The organism is Falseniella ignava CCUG 37419 (assembly GCF_000301055.1).
GTDB lineage: Bacteria > Bacillota > Bacilli > Lactobacillales > Aerococcaceae > Falseniella > Falseniella ignava.
In genome coordinates this window covers 15,974-37,088 of sequence record NZ_JH932300.1, presented here as the reverse complement: position 1 = coordinate 37,088, position 21,115 = coordinate 15,974, and the positions used below count along the sequence as shown (strand labels likewise).

The following is a 21,115-nucleotide window of genomic DNA, read 5'->3' as shown; positions in this document are numbered from 1 at the left end:
TATATACTATATCAACGGTGCACCTAATCTTAATATTGCATTCCATAAACCACCAAACACACCAACTTTTATATCATCCAATGTTACTTCACGACTGAGAAGCAATGTCTGCTCAAAATCTTCCCGAATCGAATGGATAACTGGATGATGGTACAACAGCGTATTCGATTCAAAATGTAAGTATAAGGAACGATAATCTAAATTAATCGTTCCTACTGTAGCAATCACGTCGTCTGACACAAAGGTCTTCGCATGTAAAAATCCTGGGGTATACTCATAAATTTTGACCCCCGCTTCCAGTAACGGACGATAATACGAGCGGGTCACCCGAAAGACTAATTTTTTATCTGGAATTCCAGGTGTTAATAAGATGACCTCTACACCGCGTTTCGCTGCTAACTGCATCGCGGTTTGCATCTCATAGGATATCACTAAATAAGGAGTATAAATATAAACATAATCGGTAGCCTGTCCTAATATTTCGCGGTAGACACTCTCACCAATTTGTTCATTATCTAAGGGCGTATCTCCAAATGTTTGAACAAATCCACCTTGATAATTTTCCAAAACACTTTCATCATTTGCGAAGGCTTCCATTTGCTCAAAATAAGTCTCATCGCGATAAGGTAAGTAAGATTCGTCAATGGGATAATCTGCATTGAACATATTAAGGAAAAGATTGGTCATCGACCAAACTACTGGCCCTTCCACACGGATCATATTATCTTTCCAGTAGCCAAAGCGCTCTTCAACGTTAATATATTCATCTGCCAAGTTCATTCCACCTGTGTAACCAATCTTGCCATCAACAATGATAAATTTTCGGTGATCACGTGTATTATAAACCATCGAGAGGAATGGACGGACAGGGTTAAATTTTACCCCCTTAATACCATAACGCTCCAATTGTTCTACAAAGTTTTCTGGTAATCGTGTTAACGCCCCAAAACCATCGTATAAGAAACGCACGTCCAGCCCCTCTTGTGCCTTACGAATCAATATTTCAAAGATTTGATCGAACATTTTCCCATGGGAAACAATAAAGAACTCAATAAAAATCGTTTCTTTCGCGTCATTTAAATCTCTTAATAAATCCTCCATCACCGCTTCGCCGACCGGATAATATTTGACATCGGTGAGCGGGTAGAGTGGCATATTCGACACTTGACGGACATAGTGACTGATCCCGGCTAAGAGTGGATCTTTATGCTTAAGGACGCCATTAATATCAGGAACTTCGGCTAGACCGTGCATGTGATGTTGTTCTTGATATTCGATTCGGCGACGAATCCATCGGGCGGGACGTTTGTTACCGATTAACAAATATAAGACGGTCCCAAACAATGGCACAATAAACAATACGACAAGCCAAGTTACCTTATAAGCAGGATTTTCATCCTTAACAATTAAATATAACGTGACAAAAATCGAAGTTAGTTGCAATAACATCGAAAGTAAGGAGAAATATTCGATAACAGAAGTTGCAATCATAATAAACCAGATGATTTGTAACACAAATAATATACCTAAGATACCAGCACGAATCATCGGTGCTTTATCTGCTTTAAACATCGAACTCCCCCTTTCATTTTAAAAAACTTGAAGCACTGACTCACTAACTCATGGAAATAATCGTTAAGAATCCAATCAAGTTTTGTACCATATGTAAAAAGATAGAATATTCTAATCGACGTGAATACCAGTACACTCCAGCTAAACAAGCAGAAAGAATAAAGTAGGTTGTAAAATCAATCCAATTAGCGGGTGAATGTAATAGGGCAAAAATAATTGAAGAGACAATAAAGCCCAGCGCAGGTGTATAGGTGAAGATATACTTCATAATCAACCCACGCAATAAATATTCTTCGACGATAGGGGCAATAATTACGACCGTAATAAAGGCATAAATTAAGTTCATATTACCGACCATCTCTTGGACAAGCGTTTGATTATCAGGTTGGGTATATTCTGGGGCAACTTGGGTCACTAGTGCACCCCATGCGATTTGAAGTGCAAAAAATCCTAGATAAATCCCTAAAGCTTGCAAGATATTTTTCCAATTCATTGTCTTAAATTGGAAGAAACGGAAGCCAACTTTATAACTGACACCAATCACGAATAATGTTAAAAGAATGCCCCCAACAACACTTTCCACTTGAGTTACTTGGAAGACTTGCCCCAAAAATTCGGGGTCTTGTAACATATCGAGTGTCGGTTCTGCAGTAACTTTTAAGGCTCCTTGAGCATACATCCAAGATTCAAACATCACACGCAAAACAAAATAGACGATGACAATTAATAAAGCTTTCCACCAACTACCTTTAACTTGGTCCCCCCAAGGCGCTTTCATAGATCCTAATTTCATTATTCACCACTCTCCTCTACTGGCACAAATTGATCGGCGGTTAAGCCCGCTTCGAATTCATTCACTTCTTTTAATACATCAAAACCTACCAGCTCATTGAATTGGTCAGTTGTCATTAATTGATCCGCTGTAAAAGGTGGGAGCGCATCTTCAGATGCTTCAAGGTATATTTCAGAACCCGTTACTAATTCATCCGTAGCTTCTGCAATCAATCCTAATCCAAGGAGGTTTTTATCATAGTTAATCATTAATGTACCGGCGATACCTTGGCTGAATTGTTCCATAAAGGACTCGATGCCTGGGTAATTACTCATACGTTCTTGTGCAATTTGGTTGAATAATTCACCGTTCGCTCCATGAATATCAACTTGGATCCCTAATTCCGTCTCCATAAAAGCCTCGTTGACGGAGTCATAGGCTAACCACTCTTCGATCACATCCATCAGGAAGGTCTCAATCGTGAACATATCCATTACAATTGGACCGAGTCGGCTATTTTGTGGATCGATGACCAAACACTTATCACTTAAGTCAGGTGCTGCTTCGTTCTGCTGGAAGAAGTCGTGAAGTTGCGCGACCGGACTCTCTTGATAAATTTGAGGCTGTTGTTCCAGTGCGTCGGCTGCATAAGCTTTTAACTCATCAATTGACAGGTATGCTTGTTGAATCGATTGACGATCACTTTCAACATATTGAGTATAAGGTAAGAATGGCGGATAGACTTGCGCAATAAAGTAACGGTCGCCATCTTTATGTAACGTATGTGATAAGAGGCTCATCGTCTCTTCACCCTTAGCAAATGAAACATACTCCAAACTACGTTGCTTCACGCGACTTAATGTTTTAACAAATTCTAAAGGACTCTCATGACTAATTTGGTCGGTCGATAATTCCTCAGCTGAATCTGTTCTTTCTTGTTCACCTTCAGGAGATTCCTCCGCTTCCATCGTCTCTTCCGAATCCGTTGACGGTTCCTCTGTGGACGCTTCCGAATTCGACCCTTTCCACTCAATTCGTTTAATTGGCGTTAAATTATCGGCTTTAATACTTGTAACGGGAAGGAGCGCTAGCACCGTCAAGCATATTAGCCATTTTTTGATTGTTTTATTCATATTATTTCCTCCGATCTTCTTCATCGATTGCATCAATGACTAAGGGTAATTCACTAAAATGACGTAATTGGTAATCAGCATCACTTAAATAATCCGCTTGCCCTGTGGGATCGTACGCAATCGAAGCGCGCGTCCACTTACCATAGGCCATATCTAATTGAGAATCCCCGACATAGACCATTTCATGTAACCCAATGTCAAAACGCCGGGAAAATTCATGCAATGCCTGAGGATTCGGCTTGGGACCGTATTGATCCGCACAGCCAATAAAATCGAAATAATCAAGTAACTTCAGTTCCTCTAACATATGATGGGTTAGTAGATAATGGTCATTGGTAATTAAACCAATATGATAATGCGGTGCGAGTGTTTGCAATAAATCTATCACTCCCGGCTCAATTAATGCATCGCTTAATTCTTGTTGTTGAAACTGATAGTAGTAATCTACGAGAATTTGCTCGATTTCTTGACAATCCAGTGGGACATATTCAGCGAAGAACTGCGCCTGATCGCGAATACTCCCTGCTAAAAAAAGCGAATTCGGTTGCAATTGATCGTGTTCGATCCCTGCTAACTTCGCAATCTCTTGCTGCTTCGCTTCCGCAAGGTCCGATTGATTTAACAAATAGTCTGTCGCTTGGATTGAAGGAATCGACCAGGCCTGTGTGGCCGAGATCAGTGTGCCATCTTTATCGAAGATAATCGCTCGTATTGTCATAGGTCCTCCTTGATTGATTCGTACCCATATTCTATCATACCGCATCAAAAAAACGAACGCTTAAGGCGAATCCAATCGCTAATTCCTAATCGTTCGTTGAGAAATAAATTTCATTTGTGGCAAGCCAATTTAACCCCTCATTAATCAGCGTTCCGACAATCGGTGGAATATAAGCCGGTGAACCTAACTTCATCACCTCTTGCTGGCTTAATAGCGCTAATTGAGTGTAATGACAAAATCGTTGCAAATCCGTTAAATTCGATGGTACTTTCTTCGCAACCATTGAAATGGTCGGACGGCTCGATGGTACTCGATTAACCGGCGCTGATTTTTTTACTTTATCGGCTTCCTTCGTCGTAGTCTCCGTCTCTTCTTCGGTTGTTTGAACTTCTGTTGTTTCGCTTGTTTCTTCCGTACTCTCAGTAACAATCTCTTCTACAGTTGTTGTCGTCGTAGTAGAATCTGGTTGTGTTTGAGGTGGATCGGGTGGTGGGGGGAGTTCCGTCGAGGGTTCTTCGGAAGACGTTGACTCTTCTGACCCTTCCTCCTCTTCTTTTACTGATTCTTCAGTCGTTTCATCAGATTTGGTCGTTGTTTCTTGGGTGGTACTTGTCAATGCCTGCAAAACCAACGGTCGCTTCGTCAACACACTCGCGCCAGTCACACGATTGATATCGACCGCATTTAAACCACATATGATCGCCAGCAATAGAACGAACGGTTTAACGACTTTGTGAAATTTTCTATCCTTGAACATTTTAAGCCCACCTCCTTAAATTTATTGGATTATATGTAGTCTTATTTTAGCATATTTCCCGAGTTTGGGTAGTGATTTAATCGTTTTGTCTTATGATGCTAATATAATATCAATAAAAGTTACTTCACAAAGATAACACCGTCATAAAAAAATAATTGTCGCTCGCTTTTTTTCGCGTTATGATATAACTACAGCGAATTACTATAGGAGGTATTTTATGAAAGTCATCGTATTCGATAATGCTCAATCTGCTGCGCAATATGCTTACAATCAGTTTGAACAAGCCTTAAAAGACGGGGCCACAACCTTTGGTCTAGCGACTGGTTCGACACCTGAGCCACTGTATCAACTGCTACGTGAGTCTGACTTGGACTTTACACAAGCAACATCGATCAACTTGGATGAATATTACGGGCTGAGCGCCGATCACCCTCAAAGCTACGCTTACTATATGAATGAACAACTCTTTCATGCAAAACCCTTTGCACATCATTACTTACCAGATGGGACGAATACCGACCCGCTTCAAGAAACGGCGCGTTATGACCAATTAATTGAAGACAACCCGATTGATCTGCAAATTTTAGGAATCGGACAAAATGCGCATATTGGCTTTAACGAACCTGGGACATCCTTTAATTCGAAAACAAGCTTAGTTGACCTGACCGAATCAACCATTCAAGCCAACCAACGCTTCTTCGAACGGATGGAAGATGTCCCTAAACAAGCTTACTCAATGGGAATCCAATCCATTATGAGTGCGAAAAAGATTATTTTACTGGCATTTGGTGAAAATAAAGCACAAGCCATCTACGATACCGTTGAAGGACCTGTTAGTGAGGCAGTTCCCGCCAGTATCTTACAAAACCACCCAGATTGTTACATTCTCTTAGATGAAGCCGCCGCCAGCCAACTCAACTCAGAAAATTATGAGCGAGTTAATTAGTACACATCAGATCAATGGCTGCAGTTCATATCATGCTGCAGCTACTGATCCGTTGGTTATTAAATTGAGTCATCGTGAGTTTCATCTTCCGGATGACTACCAGACACGGTGGATTCAATCGACAGATTACCAATTACTTTATATTCTTCGAGGTTCTGGATTACTCAACACGATCAATCAATCCACTCAAGTCATCCATCCCCAAGCCTTCTGGATAAATCCGCACCAGCGATACAAAATACAAACTACTCTGAATTCTCCACTAAACTACGTTATTTGGACTTTCGAACTCCAATCACCGACGCAACCGATGCTAGCCTTTGACACTTCTTTCGTTACCATACTCCCTTCTCAACATTCTCAAGGCCTTGATATGCTTCTACATAAATCAATCGAGTCGCTCAATCATCTGAGACATATTCCTAATACTGAAACACTTCAAACGATGGTCTTCAACCACTTACTTAGTTATTGGACTCATGACTCAGAACCTAATCTTCCCTCATTATCCCCATTAATCCACCAAGCTACCCTATATATTCATCATCATTTTCGGACGGATCTTTCGATTCAAGAAGTTGCGAATCATATACAGCGAAGCTCTTGGTTTCTTTCGACGCAATTTAAGGCCGAGACAGGCTATTCTCCCCAAGAATACTGGATTCAATTGCGTCTTGAACATGCTTGCAACCTACTTCGAAATTCTTCTCTTACAGTCCAACAAATTGCAGACGAATCCGGTTTTCATTCAAAAAGTTACTTTGCAACTTACTTTAAGCGGACTTACCACTTAACACCAACGGAGTATCGCAAGCGAAACAAAATAAATTTGCGATAAAAAATTTTTATATTTTTTGAAAAAATTTGTTGATAGAGGTTCATTTTTATAATATCATTATATTATGGATATATAGTTTAAATGAAACGAATATAATATATAGAAAGGAGCGAATCGATGTATATCTCTAACATTAGTTCATCATCGATTAATTTACAGTCGGTTGAGCATACCGCTATCTCGGTAGGAGATGTCGAACGAATTTACTCGGACGACAATGTGATTATCTGCTATATCAACAAAGGAGCAGCGAGCTACGAAGATAGTGGGTTGAGCGGGGATTTAGCTAAACGTGGAATATTAATTGTCAACCCGCAAACAGAAGTTTATCTCAAAGCTATTCGGAATATTGATTGCACGATGATTACCCTTCAGGGAATTTTATTTACTTCTAGCAATGATATTAACTCAAAACAAGCCGTCTTTACCTCTATAGATGAGTCAGGACTTATTCGTGATTACCTCGAATTGGCAGTACTCGAACAAGCCAATCCATTCCGCGGAACGGATATGATTTTACGAAAAATAACTGAATCAATGCTCGTTCATATCTTACGCAATGATAGCTTATCGATTAAAGATGCCAGCATTAAGATAAAGCACGATGATATCGATAAATTGCTTGATTTTATTAGTGAAAACTACATGCACAAAATCACTCTGTCTCAACTTTCAGAATTAGTCGGTATTAATAAGTACTACTTAATCCGATTGTTCAAACAGAAGACAGGTCTTTCACCCATTGATTATTTAATTCATGTACGACTTCAAGAAGGCGAACGCCTCTTATCACAGACCGATACTAAAGTTTCAGATATTTCAGATATGGTTGGATTCCACTCACCTTCTCACTTTACTAAGACCTTTAAAGAAGCCAATCATTGTACCCCTACGGAATACCGTAAACGCTATAGCTTATTAGGCTTCGGTGAGCGTCACCGTAAGAAAAACAGCTAACCTCTTAGTAATACGAAGACACACAAAAACCTAGCAGCTTGTATAGTCAAGTTGCTAGGTTTTAATATTTGACAGTTTTTGATTGTTGCTTGTACTAAGCGTCTCCAATGATCTTTTCTAAATATTCTCGATTATGGATTGAAATATAGGAGCCTTTAACTGAAATAGCACCTACCTCTTTTAATTTTTGTAACTCTTGATTCAATGTCGAGCGGGATGTTTGAAGTATATCCGCAAACACGGCCTGCGTTCCCGGCATAAGAATCTTGTTCGGGGCTATTTCATTAGAAGTGAGTAACCAAAAGGCAAGACGTTCAATTACCTTTGAATATATCGTAGTTCGAATTACTCGTTTGTTATAATAACAGTATTCTGAGATGAATTTTATGATATTCAACATAAGTTGTGGATCGTCCCGGATCACTTTGTCGAGTCATGTTGCAGGGACATGGATGACCTGAGCATCTTTAAAGCAAGTGATATTGTAAGGCTGAGTTTGAGCACCAGAATAAAGTAAGTAAAATGGGAAGATACTTCGTTTAGGATAATATGACGAGACGATTTCTCTTCCTTGAATGGAATACTCTGTTGTTTTTAAAGTACCTTTTAAAATAAAATGAATATATTTAAGCTCTTCTCCAAAAAAAGAAACTATTTCTTCCGCTTCATATTCTTTATAAAGAATCGGAATTTTCATGATTCTCTCTTTCGATTGTTCAGAGATGCCTTCAAATATATGAAAATCAAGTAGTTCTTTATACATTCTAGTACTCCTGCCTTTCATAATATTTATTTTATACTTTACAATATATCAAAAACGTTTTCATCAATCAAATAATTTTTCTATACAAAAAACCTCTCAAATGCACCGCATTTAAGAGGTCGAAAATCAAATAAATTAATGGCTCGCTTTTTGGAAAACCGTAGGTTTTTCAACTGCAGTGGCCAATGATTCTACTGCTCGTTCAACAAGCTCATCGCGCACCTGACGGTCTTCATTCGTGCCTAATTCAGGATTACCCACCGGGTAAGGTATTGCTACCGTTGGAACAATTCGGTTAGCTCCAACTGATTCTGAAATCGTAGTAATCGTTGCCATATGGACGATCGGTAACCCGTACCGCTCGATTTCTTTTACCATCGTTGCTCCGCAACGTGTACAGGTCCCTCAAGTGGAAGTTAGAATCACGCCATCAACTCCGGATTCTTTCAATTCCTTCCCAATTTCTTGACCAAACTTTTCAGAGTTCGCAACCGATGTCCCAGTTCCCGTTGTTGAATAGAAGTATTCAAACACTTTGCCAATCTTGCCTTCTTTTTCGAGACGCTTCAATTCATCCAGTGGCGCCACACGGTCAGCACGTTCATTAGCATAGACAGGGTCAAACCCACCGTGAACAGTTTGATAGACACCTTTCAGTTCATCTAAGCTTGAAACATCATATTTTACCCATTTTTGGGCTGAAGCAGATTGTAAGTGATCAGGGTTTCCATTCGGAACCATCCCCCCGGTCGTTACAAGTGCAATCGTGGCCTTCGATAGATCAGCGATCGGTGCTGCCGGATCCACATAATCAAATTCTGGCATTGGTAGTTCTGTCTCAAATTCTTCTCCCTTGAAACGTTTTACCAACATATTGACTGCGCGTCGAGCCCCAATATCTTCCGCATGAATTGTCAAGCGGCGTCCTTGAAGCATATAGCCATCTTCCTTGGCTTTGACCGCTTTACCTGCTAGAATTTTGTTCGCTAATTCGGCTAAAGCAGGCAATGTTTTTCGCATCGCTGCTGCGGACTCTCCAGTTGGAACAATATATGCAATGGAACGACACGCATCAACCCCAGGGTTTTCCTCATACATGGAAGTCAAAATCGGCACTTTACCTTTAAGCGCTTCAGCTACCCCTGCAACCGCCATACCGTAACGTCCCGCATTGAATGCAGGACCTGCAACGACTAGATCAGGTTGAACCTCCTCAAATGCATCTTGCACAAACTTCATAGCGGCTTCTTTATTTTCATTAAAGTAGTTATCCCCACAAATAATCGTATGTGAGACTTCCGCACCTTCTAACATATTCGAAAAGGCCATTGAAGGACCCACGGTTCCTTCTACAAGTCGTGGTTCGATATGGGCTTGATCTTCACCCCCGATTTGTCCAAAGAACTGGTTAACATAGTATAATACTTTTTTCATGTGACACCTCCTTACACTTCTTCTACGGTTAAGTTATGATAACCTATTTCAGACGTGGCTCCGATGACGGCGTTTAGCTCAACGGTCATCGTACCATCTTCAGCTAAGCTACCTTCCCAACCACCAGCTAAGTTAGCAACCGCATTCTCGTCTCCTAAGACTCTCTCAGCGGCTTCTAGATGCACTAGATGCGACACGTTACCTGTTGAGATAACAGCAACAGCTTCTTCTTTCGTATCTGTTAATGGTTGTGAATCACCATCCCAACCTGAACATTCGTCGGTAATTAATACGGACTTAATTCCAGCTTGTTCAACGCCTTCACAAATCATAACTAAGTCTGAGTCTGGATTACCATATCCTTCTTCAGAGATAATAACCCCATCTACTTCAAGCATCTTACATAACTTCACAGTAAAATCTCGCGTACGATATTTTCCATCAAGGGTAGTCAACTCTGGTACCACAATGAGTCCAACGAAGTTAAGCTCTTTGCCATGAAGTTCAAGTAATTCTTTGACTACCGCATTATTTTGATGTTGGTAAGTTGTGATTTTATCACAGGCTGCCACACAGTTCCCGGAAATCACTGCACCGTCAATTTCTTCCAGAGGATTCAGTAAGGTTGGCAATGAATTCTTAATGTCGACACCATAGACGTACCCATCATGAAGTAAGCCTTGAGCAATCATCATTTGCACATAAGCTACGCGTGGTAGTCCTTTATGTTTATCTAATCCTGTTACAAGGTCTTCGACTTCATAAACTTTAACATTGTCAGGTTCATGTTCTTTTAGCACTCGACCTAAATATTCACTGGCCTTCAGTCCCACGATTCGACACGTTTCCTCATGAACATGTGGCTCGATTCCCTCTTCAGGTACGATATCAACAACCACATTCAATGTTTTAGAAAATGGTGTCCATTTGGCCCCTTCGCCCCACATATCGATAATCCCTTCTTGGAAACCAACAATGTCCCCTACAGTTACGACCGCTACATTTTTCATCACTTTCGTGACGCCGTCACCTGTTTGTTCTGCAGGACCAGTCACACCTGGGAATGACGATTCGCCATCGACACGATAGCGTGGCTCAATACAGTCTTTTACCGGAATAATCCGAACGCGTTCGCCTGGACGAGCCAGATCAATGGTGACTTCTTTAACATAATCTATTTTTGCTAAATACTCCGCCATTTCTGTTTGATTAATGATTAATGTTTGGTCTTGTACTGCTGTTTGATCACCAAATTTTACATCATTAATTACAATTTCTTGTAGCTCTAACTTCATCTTATCACCTCTTCAATTTATCTGATTATAAAAGAGGAATTGCCGAAACAATCCCCCTTCTTTTCTGTATGCTTGAATTGAGCACTATGCTCTAATTCTTTTATCTTCTTTAGGTTTATAATTTTGATAACATAAAGCGTATGGTTTAGGTTCGATATATTTACCTGTACCTTTTTCACCTACGAACTCACCTTTTTCAGCAACAAGGTTTCCGCGAAGATATACTTTATCTGCACGACCTTTTTGTTCGAAACCTTCATACAATGCGTAGTCGGTTCCTTCATAGCTATTCGCGTGAGTAATAACGCCTTCATACTCAGGGTCCCAAATTAAGATATCTGCATCAGATCCCGGTAAGATCGCTCCTTTTTGAGGATAAATTCCACAAATTTTAGCTGGGTTCTCCATACATAAGCGCACAAAGTCTTGAGGCGTAATTTTGCCTTTTTCAACACCTTGAGTCCAGATCATATGAAGTCGATCTTGCATACCTGGTGCTCCGTTAGGAATCTTCGCAAAATCATCGATACCCTTTTTCTTCGCTTCAAAACCACCTACGACTGCGGCATGGTCTGACGAAATCGCTTTAAGCTCGTCATTTTTCACCGCTTTCCATAAAGCTTCTAAGTGGTCTTTCGTTCTTAAAGCAGGCGCACAAACATATTTGGCTCCTTCAAAATTATCTTTCAAGAAGAATGATTCATCTAATGTTAAATAATGCGCACACGTTTCTCCATAAACATCTTTACCTTCGCGAGCTGCCCTGACTAAGTTCTTCAGCGCCCCTTTAGAAGTAACATGAACGACGAACAGAGGACAATCTGCCATCTCTGCTAAATAAATCGCGCGTTGTGTCGCTTCATCTTCAACTAGCGGTGGACGAGAGTATGAATGGTTAATTGGTGCTTTTTGCCCCATTGCATGTAATTCGTCGACCAACACTTCAATCATGTCGCCATTTTCACAGTGAGTCATCACAGTAATCCCATGATCTCTACAGAGCTGCATCGCCTTGAAGATTAAGTCATCTTCAACGTGGAAAGGTGTTCCGTTGTATGCCATGAAAAATTTCAAGTTGACAATGCCATTTTCTACCATTTTTGGTATTTCATCTAAAACAGCTTCAGAAGTATCCATTACCATTCCATGGAAAGAATAGTCTACTGATGCAATCCCATCTGCTTTTTCGTCTTTATGACGATGCATCGACTCGATAACACCCTTGCCCTTGTCTTGAGGGGCAAAGTCAACTAATGTCGTAGTCCCCCCTACTAGTGCAGCATGGGATGTCTCAAAGCCATAGGTATCAAATGGTCCCATATGAACATGGTTATCAACCCCTCCAGGAAATACATATTTCCCGGAGGCATCGACAACTTCATGACCATCTTCTGGGATATTTTCACCGACTAACTCAATTTTTTTCATTTTCAACTAAGATATCTGCAATATATTCTGACGTAGGAGTAACGATTCGGCCATTTTTAATTAATAATCCCATTATTTCACTCCTTAGCATTGATTACCGATTGGTAATACGGCTTAACTATGCGTCAACAGCTTTAACTTTTTCTTCGTCACGACGCTCTGGACGGCGGTATACAGATGGGTCGATACCTTCTAAGTATTCAACCACTTTGTCTACTGGCCATACGTCACCGAATTTAGCTTCGATATCGAATAAGTTCCACTCGATAACACCTGGTACACGGTCTCCAATTGTTCCTTCAGGAATTAATGTCTTGAATCCATATCCTGTAGAATCCATCGCAGTATGGCGTACACATGCACAAGCTGTAGCACCCATAACGATTACCGTATCAACACCTAAGTAAGTTAAGGTTGATGCTAAGTGAGTACCAAAGAAGTTAGATGCAAACTTTTTGTGAATCACTGGCTCTTCTGGTCTTGGTTCTAATTTCGGATCAATTTCCATCCAGTGAGAGTTAATATCTAATGAGTGCATAGGAATTTTCTCATCCCAACGAGGAAGATCCCATTGTTCAGTTCCTACATAACCTGTCGTTGTATGGAAAATTGGCACTCCTGATTTACGAGCTGCGTTAAGAACTTTCAGTGCATTCGCACATACTTCTTCCGCATGGTTACATGTGAATGGGTGTCCTTCAGACATCCACGCTTTAGCCATGTCAACTGTTGTGATTGCAGGTGCTTTACCTACACCCATCTCACGCATGAATCCACGCTCTTTATAAATACGACGCGCTTCAGCAAATGCTTCTTTAAGTGCTTCTTCATTAAAACCATACTCATCTACGAATTTGTAATCTTTGTTTTCAGCCATTGTTGCAAACCTCCGTATTTTTATTATTTTAAGACATGTAATCAACAGTTACTTCTTGTACATCACCTTAACTAAAGAGATAGCCTATCTCTGCAAGAGAAGATTGGAAGAGTTCGGCATCGATCAACTCATAATCTTCACGATGCGCCCAATCCGGCTGACGCTCTCCAAGTGTAGTGTCATACTTTTGGATTGAACTTTCAATTACTTCAATTGAATCGCTAAGCATTCCTTTTGTTAAAATAATTGTACGTATCGGTGAAAGAAACATTCGACTCGAAGAAGGAAGGGGATGCGTAACCGGCCGGTAATTAAGGTGAATATAATCTCTCACCTTAAGTAATACATCCCGAAAGTCGCCATCAATACTAATAACGTTTTCAAAACGATCTTGAATTAATCGATTGTTAGAAATGATCGCAACTTGACGCTCCTTCATAAGTCGAACCTCTCTTCCATAACCTTGACTACAGTATGCCACATGTAATCGTTATCAAATGTTAGAGTTCTAACATTTGATAATAATTCATGAAAAACATTTCCAAAAATCGCTATTTTTTGGAAGAGTTTCCACTCAAAAAGCTGGAAAGCAAGCTCTTTTCGAGCATCCTTCCCAGCTTAATATTTTTGTTAAATTTATTATTTTCTTATTCTTCTAAGCCACATGTCTGACGAATGACATCTGCGATTTTATCGACAACGTCATCGACTTGTTCATCGGTTGGCGCTTCAGCCATCACGCGAACGATCGCTTCCGTACCGCTTGGGCGGACTAAGATTCTGCCTTGCCCTTGAAGTTGTTGTTCTTTTTGGCGAATAATTTCTTGCACTTCCGGTTGATCCATTACAGTTCGCTTATCATGCACCGCAATATTGACGAGCTTTTGAGGATAAATCGTCACTTCAGCGGCTAATTCTGATAACTTACGCCCGGTATCACGCATGACACTTAATAATTGAATGCCTGTTAAAAGACCATCTCCAGTTGTATTGTAATCCATTAAAATAACGTGCCCGGATTGCTCACCCCCGAGGTTATAGCCACCTTCGCGCATTGCTTCCACTACATAGCGATCCCCTACTTGAGTTTCTACAGCTGTCATCTCTTCAGCTTCTAACGCTTTATGGAAACCGATATTACTCATCACGGTAGATACGACGGTATCTTCATTTAATCGACCGTGCTCCTTTAGATACTTCGCTAAAATGAACATGATTGCATCGCCGTCCACAATTTGGCCCTGTTCGTCCACTGCAATCACTCGATCTCCGTCTCCATCGAAAGCTAAACCAACATCTGCTTCCTTCTCGATAACCATCGCTTGTAAGGCTTCAGGATGCGTTGAACCCACTTTGTCATTGATATTTAAGCCATCAGGACGGTCACCCATTGTAAGGAAGTCTGTCTCCAAATCCGCAAATAATTGATTAACCACCGGAGAGGTTGCTCCATTGGCAGCATCGAGACAAACTTTCAATCCAGCCAGGTCACCCGGTACGGTAGATTGTAGATGTCTTACGTAACGACCACTGCCTTCTGGATAATCATCGATCGTCCCTAATCCTGCGGCAGTTGGGCGCGGCAAGGTATCTTCTTCAGTATCGAGCAAAGCTTCAATCTCTAATTCTTGATCATCAGATAATTTAAAGCCATCTCGGCCAAAGAATTTGATGCCATTATCTTGAGCTGGGTTGTGTGATGCACTAATCATCACGCCCGCTGAGGCGCCTAAATCTGTCGTTAAAAAAGCAATTCCTGGTGTTGGAATAACACCACAATGCATCACTTCAATTCCAACGGATAATAACCCTGCTGTCAACGCCGCTTCAAGCATCTGACTTGAAATACGTGTGTCTCTTCCCACAACAACGCGTGGTGCATGGTCAGCCAACTCTTCTTCACTCGTATGTTGGATTAATACATACCCTCCTGCGCGCCCAAGCTTGAATGCTAGTTCCGGTGTGAGCTCGGTGTTAGCTACTCCTCTGACGCCATCTGTTCCAAAATATTTACCCATTCTGTTTCTCCTTTATATTCATCACTTAATGTGCTACTCACTAATTGGTTCTACTTCGACGTGAATCGTAGGATTGAGGTCCTCAACTAATTCCACGCCACGTGGCAATTGGATTTCTGCGTCCACGTCACCACTTTGCGTAATACCTGTGACATCGACAACTAAGTCGAGTTGATCGATAATATCGAGCGTCGCACGATTACCGACAATTTCTACTTGACTCGGTTCTTGCAGTTGATACGTATACCGATAACGATTTGGATTCTCACCAAATGGTACCACCGTTAAATCAACTTTCTTACTTGGTCGACCAATCTCCACTTGGGCTTCTAATTCTGTAATGTCTGCATTGACGTCTAACACTTCGCCTTGCTGATTCACCACCCGAATCTGATACTTATCTGTAAAAGACTCATTCATGCGCTCAGAGCGCGTAATATAAATGTACGCTCGGCTGATCTGATTAATAACATCTTCGTCCCCGGTTAAAGTCACTTGTTTCGGAGCGAGAGTCACTTGTTTAACTTCAAGTCCATTTGCTACCAGCTCTGGATCTAATTCATAACCTACCGTTAAAGATTGAGATTTAATCGTCGAAATTTTTACATAACGCTGTGACGGTGTGATCTGGTAATCAACGGAAGAAGGTAAATCCGGTAATACAAGACGAATATATTGGTTCCCCGGGGATTTCCCCTTAAGATCTTCAGTCATAACAATTAGATTGCCATCAATAACTTGATTAATCACGTTCCGTGGTCCAGTTAGTCGGACTTGTACAGATTCTGGTAAGCCACTAATAAATTGCCCTTCATCGATTTCACCGACCGCAACCGGAACATTGGAGAGTGTCTCAGTCACATTGACACTCGCAAATTGTTGGTTCGCTGCTCGTTGGAAACGCAAAGCGTTGTTCTCCGAAGCTACAAATAAATAGAGGAAAATCGCAATGATTAAGGAGACACCCGCGGCCCCTCGTCGGTCCTTTAAAAATTTATCAATCATTTCGATTGCCTCCTTTCATCGGAACAGTTAGGAAGCTAATAATTTGATTCCATAAGGTTTCCTGTGCTTCTTCATCGTTAGTATATAAATATTTCACCAATAAGTCTGTTAATTCTTCCCCTTGAACCCCTCGATATAATTCATCACCTACTGCGATACTAATATCGCCCGTCTCTTCAGAAACAATTAAGGTTACCGCATCGGTTAATTCACTTAAGCCGATTGCTGCACGGTGACGTGTCCCTAATTCTTTCGGAATATGGGTGCTATTTGAGAGTGGCAAGTAACAAGACGCTGCCATAATTTTGAAATCTTTAATAATTACAGCCCCGTCATGAAGTGGAGTATTTGGAATAAAGATATTAATCAACAACTGATTGCTCGTCTCTGCTTTCAATGGAATGCCTGTCGCAACATACTCTTCTAGCGAGTCCGTTCCTTCAATTGAAATCAGCGCCCCAATCTTCCGGCGCGACATATAATATAGAGACTTTTCTAGCTCTTCAATCATCTTGACGCTGGCATTTTTGGTATAGCGCTTATTGCGGAATAAGTCCCGTCCAATCACTTCAAGCGCGCGACGCAGTTCGGGTTGGAATAAAATAATTAAAGCGACAACCCCCCATGACAGTACTTGTCCTATAAGCCAGTCGACTGTATGTAGACCTATCAGTCCCGTAATGAACTTCGCGGTAATAATAATACCAACCCCTTTAAGTAAGTTCATAATTTGGCTGCCGCGAGCATTCATCAGGAGCAAATAAATTAAATACCAAACCACTAAAATGTCTAATAGACGGATGAGTGGTTGGTCCGTTATATATTGCGAAATAAATTCTTGCACAATCACACCCACTTTCTTCTCAATTCGTTCTCCATATTATATCACAATTTTTGGTTCATCATCCTAGCCAATTCAACTTCATGTTGTTCTTCCGGTGAGAGTGGATTCCGATGGATCGTAAAGTAATCGGGGACATAATCGATGCCCCCTTTGACAAATGGATTGCATCGAATAATTCGAGCCGTCCCCATGACCACTCCTTTTAACATGCCATGTCTTTGAATTGCTTGAATCATATAGTTCGAACAACTCGGATGATAACGGCAACTTGGCGGTAACCCTGGGGAAATATAGCGTTGATAGCCATGAATTAATTTAATAAATAATTTTTCCATCCGAGCACTCCTTAACGGTGAATGTATTGATAAATAAATTGAATCACATTCGAAACAATATATGTATACAAGAACATCGAAGCTGGACGATACTTGATCACGTAACCCATAAATTCTTTAAACGTCATATCAGACATCCCTGAAATCATACAAAAAATATCATCCGGGAACAGTGGTGCAATAAAACCAATCTTCAATAATCGGCGATACCCTTCCCCTTCATTCATCTTCTGAATATACCGGTCGAAATCCGAATCCGACACAAAGGCGCGCACAAAGGCTTCGCCGTATTTGCGCCCAAGATGGAAGTTAATCCCTGATCCGATAATCATCCCAGTCGCATTTAATACAAAACCACCTAAATGCCCGAAAATTAAATCCCCAATCACATTGGTTAATCCGAGCGGAATGATTGGATAAATAATTTGACTTGTTTGAACTAAGATAAATAAAACCGGTGCAAAAACACCCATCCGGCGTAAGAGTGCCTCAAATTCCCCTCCAGGTTTAAACATTGGAGAGCGGCTAATATAAATAGACCCTACGATGGTCAAAATCACTCCTAGAATGGTCGTAACACGGATGATTTGACGCCGAGTCTCTAACGATAATCTTCTCAATAGTGAAGCTCCTTTAGATGGACAAAGTAAAAAATCAACAATTTAAATAGTAATCAGATTGCTTATTCATTATACTATAGATAGATATAGAAAGTGAATCCAACTTGAGAAGGAGAATATCAAATGAATTTGAAACGATTGACCGAAGCGATGCAAGCAGCAAATGTTGCGAACATGATTGTGTCGGATCCTTACAGTATTCGCTACTTAACCGGATACCATACGGACCCCGGCGAACGTCTCTTAGCACTGATCGTGCCGGTGGAAGGCCCACTGACATTGATTTTGAATGACTTGTTCCCTCCTTATCAACATCTGGAAGGTGTCAACGTAGTGACCTATCACGACGGCGAACCAGCGGTTGAAGCGATGGCAGAACATCTACTTGATGGGGTAACAAGTATCGATAAATATTGGCCTAGTCATTTCTTACTACGCTTAATGCAAGCCAAACCAAATCTACAACCGGTAGATCGTACCGACTTAATCGACGGCTTACGTGCAATTAAGACTGAAGAAGAACTTGCGATTATGCGCGAAGCTTCACGATTAAACGACCAAGTCATGGCGCAAGTCATTAAGAAATTAGAAGAAGACCCATTAAGTGAACGCGAAATGGCCGATTATGCGAAGCAACTCTACGCTGAAACAGGTCACGAGAGCGTCTCTTTTGAACCAATTATTGCCTACGGCGCTAATGGATCAGACCCGCACCACGTCAATGGGGATGCAACCTTAAAGCAAGGTGACCTGGTGATTATTGATATCGGCGGTCTCTATAAAGGATACGCGTCTGATATGACACGGACCATCTGTGTTGGCACGCCCCGCCCAAGAGCTCTAGAAGTTTATCGCGTGGTGAAGCATGCGAATGAAGCAGCCATTGAAGCGGTGAAGCCAGGTGTACCTCTTTGCGAAATCGACCAAACCGCTCGTCGCCACATTGATTGCGCAGGTTACGGCAAATACTTCACTCACCGCTTAGGACACTTTATCGGACAAGAGGCACATGAAGCGGGTGATGTCTCTAAATTCAATGAAGAACCATGCCAAGTCAACCAAGTCTTCTCGATTGAACCCGGTGTTTATTTACCAGATAACTTTGGAGTCCGAATTGAAGACTTAGTTGCTGTTACCGAAGATGGTTGCGAAGTGTTAAATCACTTTACCAAAGAATTACTTATTATTAATCCGGATTTATCAGACCATTAAATTAATTAGAAGGAGGTCATGACTTATGGCACAAATTAAGCTAGGTTACAGTACCCACCCTATCGCGTTGCATACCGATAAGCTCAATCGTCACGGCATTATCGCCGGTGCGACCGGGACGGGTAAGACCATCACCTTAAAAGTGTTAGCCGAACAACTCAGCCAAGCCGGAATTCCAGTATTTCTATCCGATATTAAAGGCGATATTATGAGTATTGTCGATGCGAATTCAGGTGAAGGGCTTGAAGACCGCCTCAAAGCTACCCACTATGACGACTACGAGCCTCAAGGGTTCCCAGTCCACCTATGGGATGTTAGCGGAGAGTCGGGAATTCCATTACGAATGACGGTATCGGAAATGGGTCCAATCTTACTTGCTAGACTGCTCGGCCTGAATGAGACGCAAGCAGGCATATTAAATATTGTCTTTAGCGTAGCTGATGAGCAAGGGCTTCTATTAATCGACTTAATGGACTTGCGCGCTATGTTGAATTATGTCGGCGAACATGCCAAAGAGCTTAGCGGACATTATGGCAATATCTCCAAAGCGTCAATCGGTGTCATCTTACGCAGTATCTTAGTGCTTGAAAATCAAGGCGGTCAACAATTCTTTGGCGAACCTGCCATTGAGTTGGACGACTTTTTCTCAACCGACGAGCAAGGACGTGGGTATATCCATATTCTCAACGCCATCAAGCTCTATAACCAGCCAATCTTGTATTCGACAGTCTTACTCGCGTTACTCTCGGAATTATTTGAACAGCTGCCTGAAGTTGGCGACTTAGACAAACCTAAAATGGTATTCTTCTTTGATGAAGCACACTCTTTATTCAAAGATACCCCGAAAGCATTAGTTGACAAAATTGAGCAAGTCGTTCGTTTAATTCGTTCTAAAGGGATTGGCGTCTTCTTCGTCACCCAAAACCCAACCGACCTACCCGATTCGGTCAGCAGTCAACTAGGACACCGGATCCAACACGGTCTACGTGCCTATACGCCAAAAGAAATCCGAACGATCCAAAGTGTGGCCGAAACGTTCCGTCAGGACGACTCAATGGACTTACCGCGCGTTATCCAAGACTTACAAGTCGGAGAAGCCGTCGTCTCTGTCTTAGATTCGGACGGGGTACCTACTTCCGTTGAGAAAGCAATTATTTATCCTCCGATGAGTAAGATTGGCACCATCGAGCCGAGCCGCCTATTACAAGTGATCAATCAATCTGACTTCATGGAGAAATACGGTGAAATGATTAATCGTGAAAGTGCCCATGAAGTCCTTCAAGCACTCGTAAAGGAACAAGAGGAAGCCTTAATTCAAGCCGGTCAATCGGCCGAAGTCTCCGAAGTTCCGCTCGATACACCGCAAAAAGATTCAATCTTTGATACATTGAAAGAAGCGGTCACGCAATCCGCCCAACCGAAGCGCAAACGTAACAGCGACTCGCCAATGGATCGCTTTACGAAGAATATGATGAGCGCGGTTGGACGCGAGATGGGACGCGCCATTACCCGTGGTATTACCGGGATGTTTAACCATAAATAATCACGAATCATTCAGCAACGAATTCACAACAATTTAAAGACCGTTCGA

The 21,115-nt window shown here is 41.4% G+C and carries 22 protein-coding genes; 5 read left to right on the top strand and 17 right to left on the bottom strand.

What is annotated here, in order from left to right; translation table 11 throughout:
* Positions 1-6: 6 nt before the first annotated feature.
* From cls to HMPREF9707_RS00185, 5 genes are all read right to left on the bottom strand, one after another.
* On the bottom strand, positions 7-1,572 hold the full coding sequence (cls, locus tag HMPREF9707_RS00205) for a cardiolipin synthase (protein WP_006700708.1): 1,566 nt from the start codon (positions 1,570-1,572) through the stop codon (positions 7-9).
* A gap of 43 nt (positions 1,573-1,615) precedes the next feature.
* On the bottom strand, positions 1,616-2,365 hold the full coding sequence (locus HMPREF9707_RS00200; protein WP_006700707.1) for a CPBP family intramembrane glutamic endopeptidase: 750 nt from the start codon (positions 2,363-2,365) through the stop codon (positions 1,616-1,618).
* Positions 2,365-3,477, bottom strand: coding sequence for a hypothetical protein (locus tag HMPREF9707_RS00195; RefSeq protein ID WP_006700706.1), 1,113 nt, complete (start codon positions 3,475-3,477; stop codon positions 2,365-2,367). Before HMPREF9707_RS00195 ends, HMPREF9707_RS00200 begins: the two co-directional genes overlap by 1 nt.
* A gap of 1 nt (position 3,478) precedes the next feature.
* A complete protein-coding gene (locus HMPREF9707_RS00190) occupies positions 3,479-4,195 on the bottom strand; it encodes an HAD family hydrolase (RefSeq protein ID WP_006700705.1) in 717 nt (238 codons plus the stop codon).
* 85 nt (positions 4,196-4,280) lie between these two features.
* A complete protein-coding gene (locus HMPREF9707_RS00185) occupies positions 4,281-4,952 on the bottom strand; it encodes a hypothetical protein (RefSeq protein WP_006700704.1) in 672 nt (223 codons plus the stop codon).
* Positions 4,953-5,169: 217 nt separating this feature from the next.
* Between HMPREF9707_RS00185 and HMPREF9707_RS00180 the strand changes: the two genes are divergently transcribed.
* The 3 genes from HMPREF9707_RS00180 (at position 5,170) to HMPREF9707_RS00170 (ending at position 7,693) form a co-directional block, all read left to right on the top strand.
* Positions 5,170-5,898, top strand: a complete 729-nt coding sequence (locus HMPREF9707_RS00180) for a glucosamine-6-phosphate deaminase (protein ID WP_006700703.1) — start codon at positions 5,170-5,172, stop codon at positions 5,896-5,898.
* Positions 5,882-6,736, top strand: coding sequence for a helix-turn-helix domain-containing protein (locus tag HMPREF9707_RS08410; protein ID WP_051007487.1), 855 nt, complete (start codon positions 5,882-5,884; stop codon positions 6,734-6,736). Before HMPREF9707_RS00180 ends, HMPREF9707_RS08410 begins: the two co-directional genes overlap by 17 nt.
* A 117-nt stretch (positions 6,737-6,853) precedes the next feature.
* A complete protein-coding gene (locus HMPREF9707_RS00170) occupies positions 6,854-7,693 on the top strand; it encodes a helix-turn-helix domain-containing protein (RefSeq protein WP_006700701.1) in 840 nt (279 codons plus the stop codon).
* 94 nt (positions 7,694-7,787) lie between these two features.
* Here HMPREF9707_RS00170 and HMPREF9707_RS08405 read toward each other — a convergent pair whose 3' ends face one another.
* From HMPREF9707_RS08405 to HMPREF9707_RS00110, 12 genes are all read right to left on the bottom strand, one after another.
* A complete protein-coding gene (locus HMPREF9707_RS08405) occupies positions 7,788-8,093 on the bottom strand; it encodes a Crp/Fnr family transcriptional regulator (protein WP_006700700.1) in 306 nt (101 codons plus the stop codon).
* A gap of 33 nt (positions 8,094-8,126) precedes the next feature.
* Positions 8,127-8,456 carry a cyclic nucleotide-binding domain-containing protein gene (locus tag HMPREF9707_RS08400; protein ID WP_006700699.1) on the bottom strand — a complete coding sequence of 110 codons (330 nt, stop codon included), beginning with the start codon at positions 8,454-8,456 and terminating at the stop codon, positions 8,127-8,129.
* Positions 8,457-8,591: 135 nt separating this feature from the next.
* Positions 8,592-9,890: a glycine/betaine/sarcosine/D-proline family reductase selenoprotein B gene (locus tag HMPREF9707_RS00155; RefSeq protein WP_083857121.1), complete on the bottom strand. Its 1,299-nt coding sequence runs from the start codon at positions 9,888-9,890 to the stop codon at positions 8,592-8,594.
* A gap of 11 nt (positions 9,891-9,901) precedes the next feature.
* Positions 9,902-11,185 carry a glycine/sarcosine/betaine reductase component B subunit gene (locus tag HMPREF9707_RS00150; protein ID WP_006700696.1) on the bottom strand — a complete coding sequence of 428 codons (1,284 nt, stop codon included), beginning with the start codon at positions 11,183-11,185 and terminating at the stop codon, positions 9,902-9,904.
* 84 nt (positions 11,186-11,269) lie between these two features.
* The gene (gene hydA, locus HMPREF9707_RS00145; RefSeq protein ID WP_006700695.1) at positions 11,270-12,613 is read right to left on the bottom strand and encodes a dihydropyrimidinase; all 1,344 of its coding nucleotides are present in this window, start codon (positions 12,611-12,613) and stop codon (positions 11,270-11,272) included.
* A gap of 118 nt (positions 12,614-12,731) precedes the next feature.
* Positions 12,732-13,490 (bottom strand): isochorismatase family protein, encoded by a 759-nt coding sequence (locus HMPREF9707_RS00140; protein ID WP_006700694.1) that lies wholly within the window; start codon positions 13,488-13,490, stop codon positions 12,732-12,734.
* A 67-nt stretch (positions 13,491-13,557) separates the two neighbouring features.
* Complete coding sequence (locus tag HMPREF9707_RS00135) at positions 13,558-13,929, bottom strand: GrdX family protein (protein WP_006700693.1); 372 nt, start codon at positions 13,927-13,929, stop codon at positions 13,558-13,560.
* Between the two features lie 208 nt (positions 13,930-14,137).
* On the bottom strand, positions 14,138-15,508 hold the full coding sequence (gene glmM / locus HMPREF9707_RS00130) for a phosphoglucosamine mutase (RefSeq protein WP_006700692.1): 1,371 nt from the start codon (positions 15,506-15,508) through the stop codon (positions 14,138-14,140).
* A 33-nt stretch (positions 15,509-15,541) separates the two neighbouring features.
* Entirely contained in the window at positions 15,542-16,513 is a 972-nt protein-coding gene (locus HMPREF9707_RS00125; protein ID WP_006700691.1) for a CdaR family protein, read from the bottom strand.
* The gene (gene cdaA / locus HMPREF9707_RS00120; RefSeq protein WP_051007496.1) at positions 16,506-17,357 is read right to left on the bottom strand and encodes a diadenylate cyclase CdaA; all 852 of its coding nucleotides are present in this window, start codon (positions 17,355-17,357) and stop codon (positions 16,506-16,508) included. The genes HMPREF9707_RS00125 and cdaA overlap by 8 nt, the downstream gene beginning before the upstream one ends.
* Before the next feature lie 41 nt (positions 17,358-17,398).
* A complete protein-coding gene (gene yidD, locus HMPREF9707_RS00115) occupies positions 17,399-17,692 on the bottom strand; it encodes a membrane protein insertion efficiency factor YidD (protein ID WP_006700689.1) in 294 nt (97 codons plus the stop codon).
* Between the two features lie 11 nt (positions 17,693-17,703).
* Positions 17,704-18,312: a TVP38/TMEM64 family protein gene (locus HMPREF9707_RS00110; protein WP_006700688.1), complete on the bottom strand. Its 609-nt coding sequence runs from the start codon at positions 18,310-18,312 to the stop codon at positions 17,704-17,706.
* Positions 18,313-18,435: 123 nt separating this feature from the next.
* On the opposite strand from HMPREF9707_RS00110, the gene HMPREF9707_RS00105 reads away from it, so the two are divergent.
* Positions 18,436-19,524: a M24 family metallopeptidase gene (locus tag HMPREF9707_RS00105; protein WP_006700687.1), complete on the top strand. Its 1,089-nt coding sequence runs from the start codon at positions 18,436-18,438 to the stop codon at positions 19,522-19,524.
* 25 nt (positions 19,525-19,549) lie between these two features.
* Positions 19,550-21,067, top strand: a complete 1,518-nt coding sequence (locus HMPREF9707_RS00100; protein WP_006700686.1) for a helicase HerA-like domain-containing protein — start codon at positions 19,550-19,552, stop codon at positions 21,065-21,067.
* Positions 21,068-21,115 lie beyond the last annotated feature (48 nt).

Coding starts and splice junctions, on each gene's coding strand:
- cls (WP_006700708.1), bottom strand. CDS start 1,572: ATGTTTAAAGCAGATAAAGCACCGATGATTCGTGCTGGTATCTTAGGT.
- HMPREF9707_RS00200 (WP_006700707.1), bottom strand. CDS start 2,365: ATGAAATTAGGATCTATGAAAGCGCCTTGGGGGGACCAAGTTAAAGGT.
- HMPREF9707_RS00195 (WP_006700706.1), bottom strand. CDS start 3,477: ATGAATAAAACAATCAAAAAATGGCTAATATGCTTGACGGTGCTAGCG.
- HMPREF9707_RS00190 (WP_006700705.1), bottom strand. CDS start 4,195: ATGACAATACGAGCGATTATCTTCGATAAAGATGGCACACTGATCTCG.
- HMPREF9707_RS00185 (WP_006700704.1), bottom strand. CDS start 4,952: ATGTTCAAGGATAGAAAATTTCACAAAGTCGTTAAACCGTTCGTTCTA.
- HMPREF9707_RS00180 (WP_006700703.1), top strand. CDS start 5,170: ATGAAAGTCATCGTATTCGATAATGCTCAATCTGCTGCGCAATATGCT.
- HMPREF9707_RS08410 (WP_051007487.1), top strand. CDS start 5,882: ATGAGCGAGTTAATTAGTACACATCAGATCAATGGCTGCAGTTCATAT.
- HMPREF9707_RS00170 (WP_006700701.1), top strand. CDS start 6,854: ATGTATATCTCTAACATTAGTTCATCATCGATTAATTTACAGTCGGTT.
- HMPREF9707_RS08405 (WP_006700700.1), bottom strand. CDS start 8,093: ATGTTGAATATCATAAAATTCATCTCAGAATACTGTTATTATAACAAA.
- HMPREF9707_RS08400 (WP_006700699.1), bottom strand. CDS start 8,456: ATGTATAAAGAACTACTTGATTTTCATATATTTGAAGGCATCTCTGAA.
- HMPREF9707_RS00150 (WP_006700696.1), bottom strand. CDS start 11,185: ATGAAGTTAGAGCTACAAGAAATTGTAATTAATGATGTAAAATTTGGT.
- hydA (WP_006700695.1), bottom strand. CDS start 12,613: ATGAAAAAAATTGAGTTAGTCGGTGAAAATATCCCAGAAGATGGTCAT.
- HMPREF9707_RS00140 (WP_006700694.1), bottom strand. CDS start 13,490: ATGGCTGAAAACAAAGATTACAAATTCGTAGATGAGTATGGTTTTAAT.
- HMPREF9707_RS00135 (WP_006700693.1), bottom strand. CDS start 13,929: ATGAAGGAGCGTCAAGTTGCGATCATTTCTAACAATCGATTAATTCAA.
- glmM (WP_006700692.1), bottom strand. CDS start 15,508: ATGGGTAAATATTTTGGAACAGATGGCGTCAGAGGAGTAGCTAACACC.
- HMPREF9707_RS00125 (WP_006700691.1), bottom strand. CDS start 16,513: ATGATTGATAAATTTTTAAAGGACCGACGAGGGGCCGCGGGTGTCTCC.
- yidD (WP_006700689.1), bottom strand. CDS start 17,692: ATGGAAAAATTATTTATTAAATTAATTCATGGCTATCAACGCTATATT.
- HMPREF9707_RS00105 (WP_006700687.1), top strand. CDS start 18,436: ATGAATTTGAAACGATTGACCGAAGCGATGCAAGCAGCAAATGTTGCG.
- HMPREF9707_RS00100 (WP_006700686.1), top strand. CDS start 19,550: ATGGCACAAATTAAGCTAGGTTACAGTACCCACCCTATCGCGTTGCAT.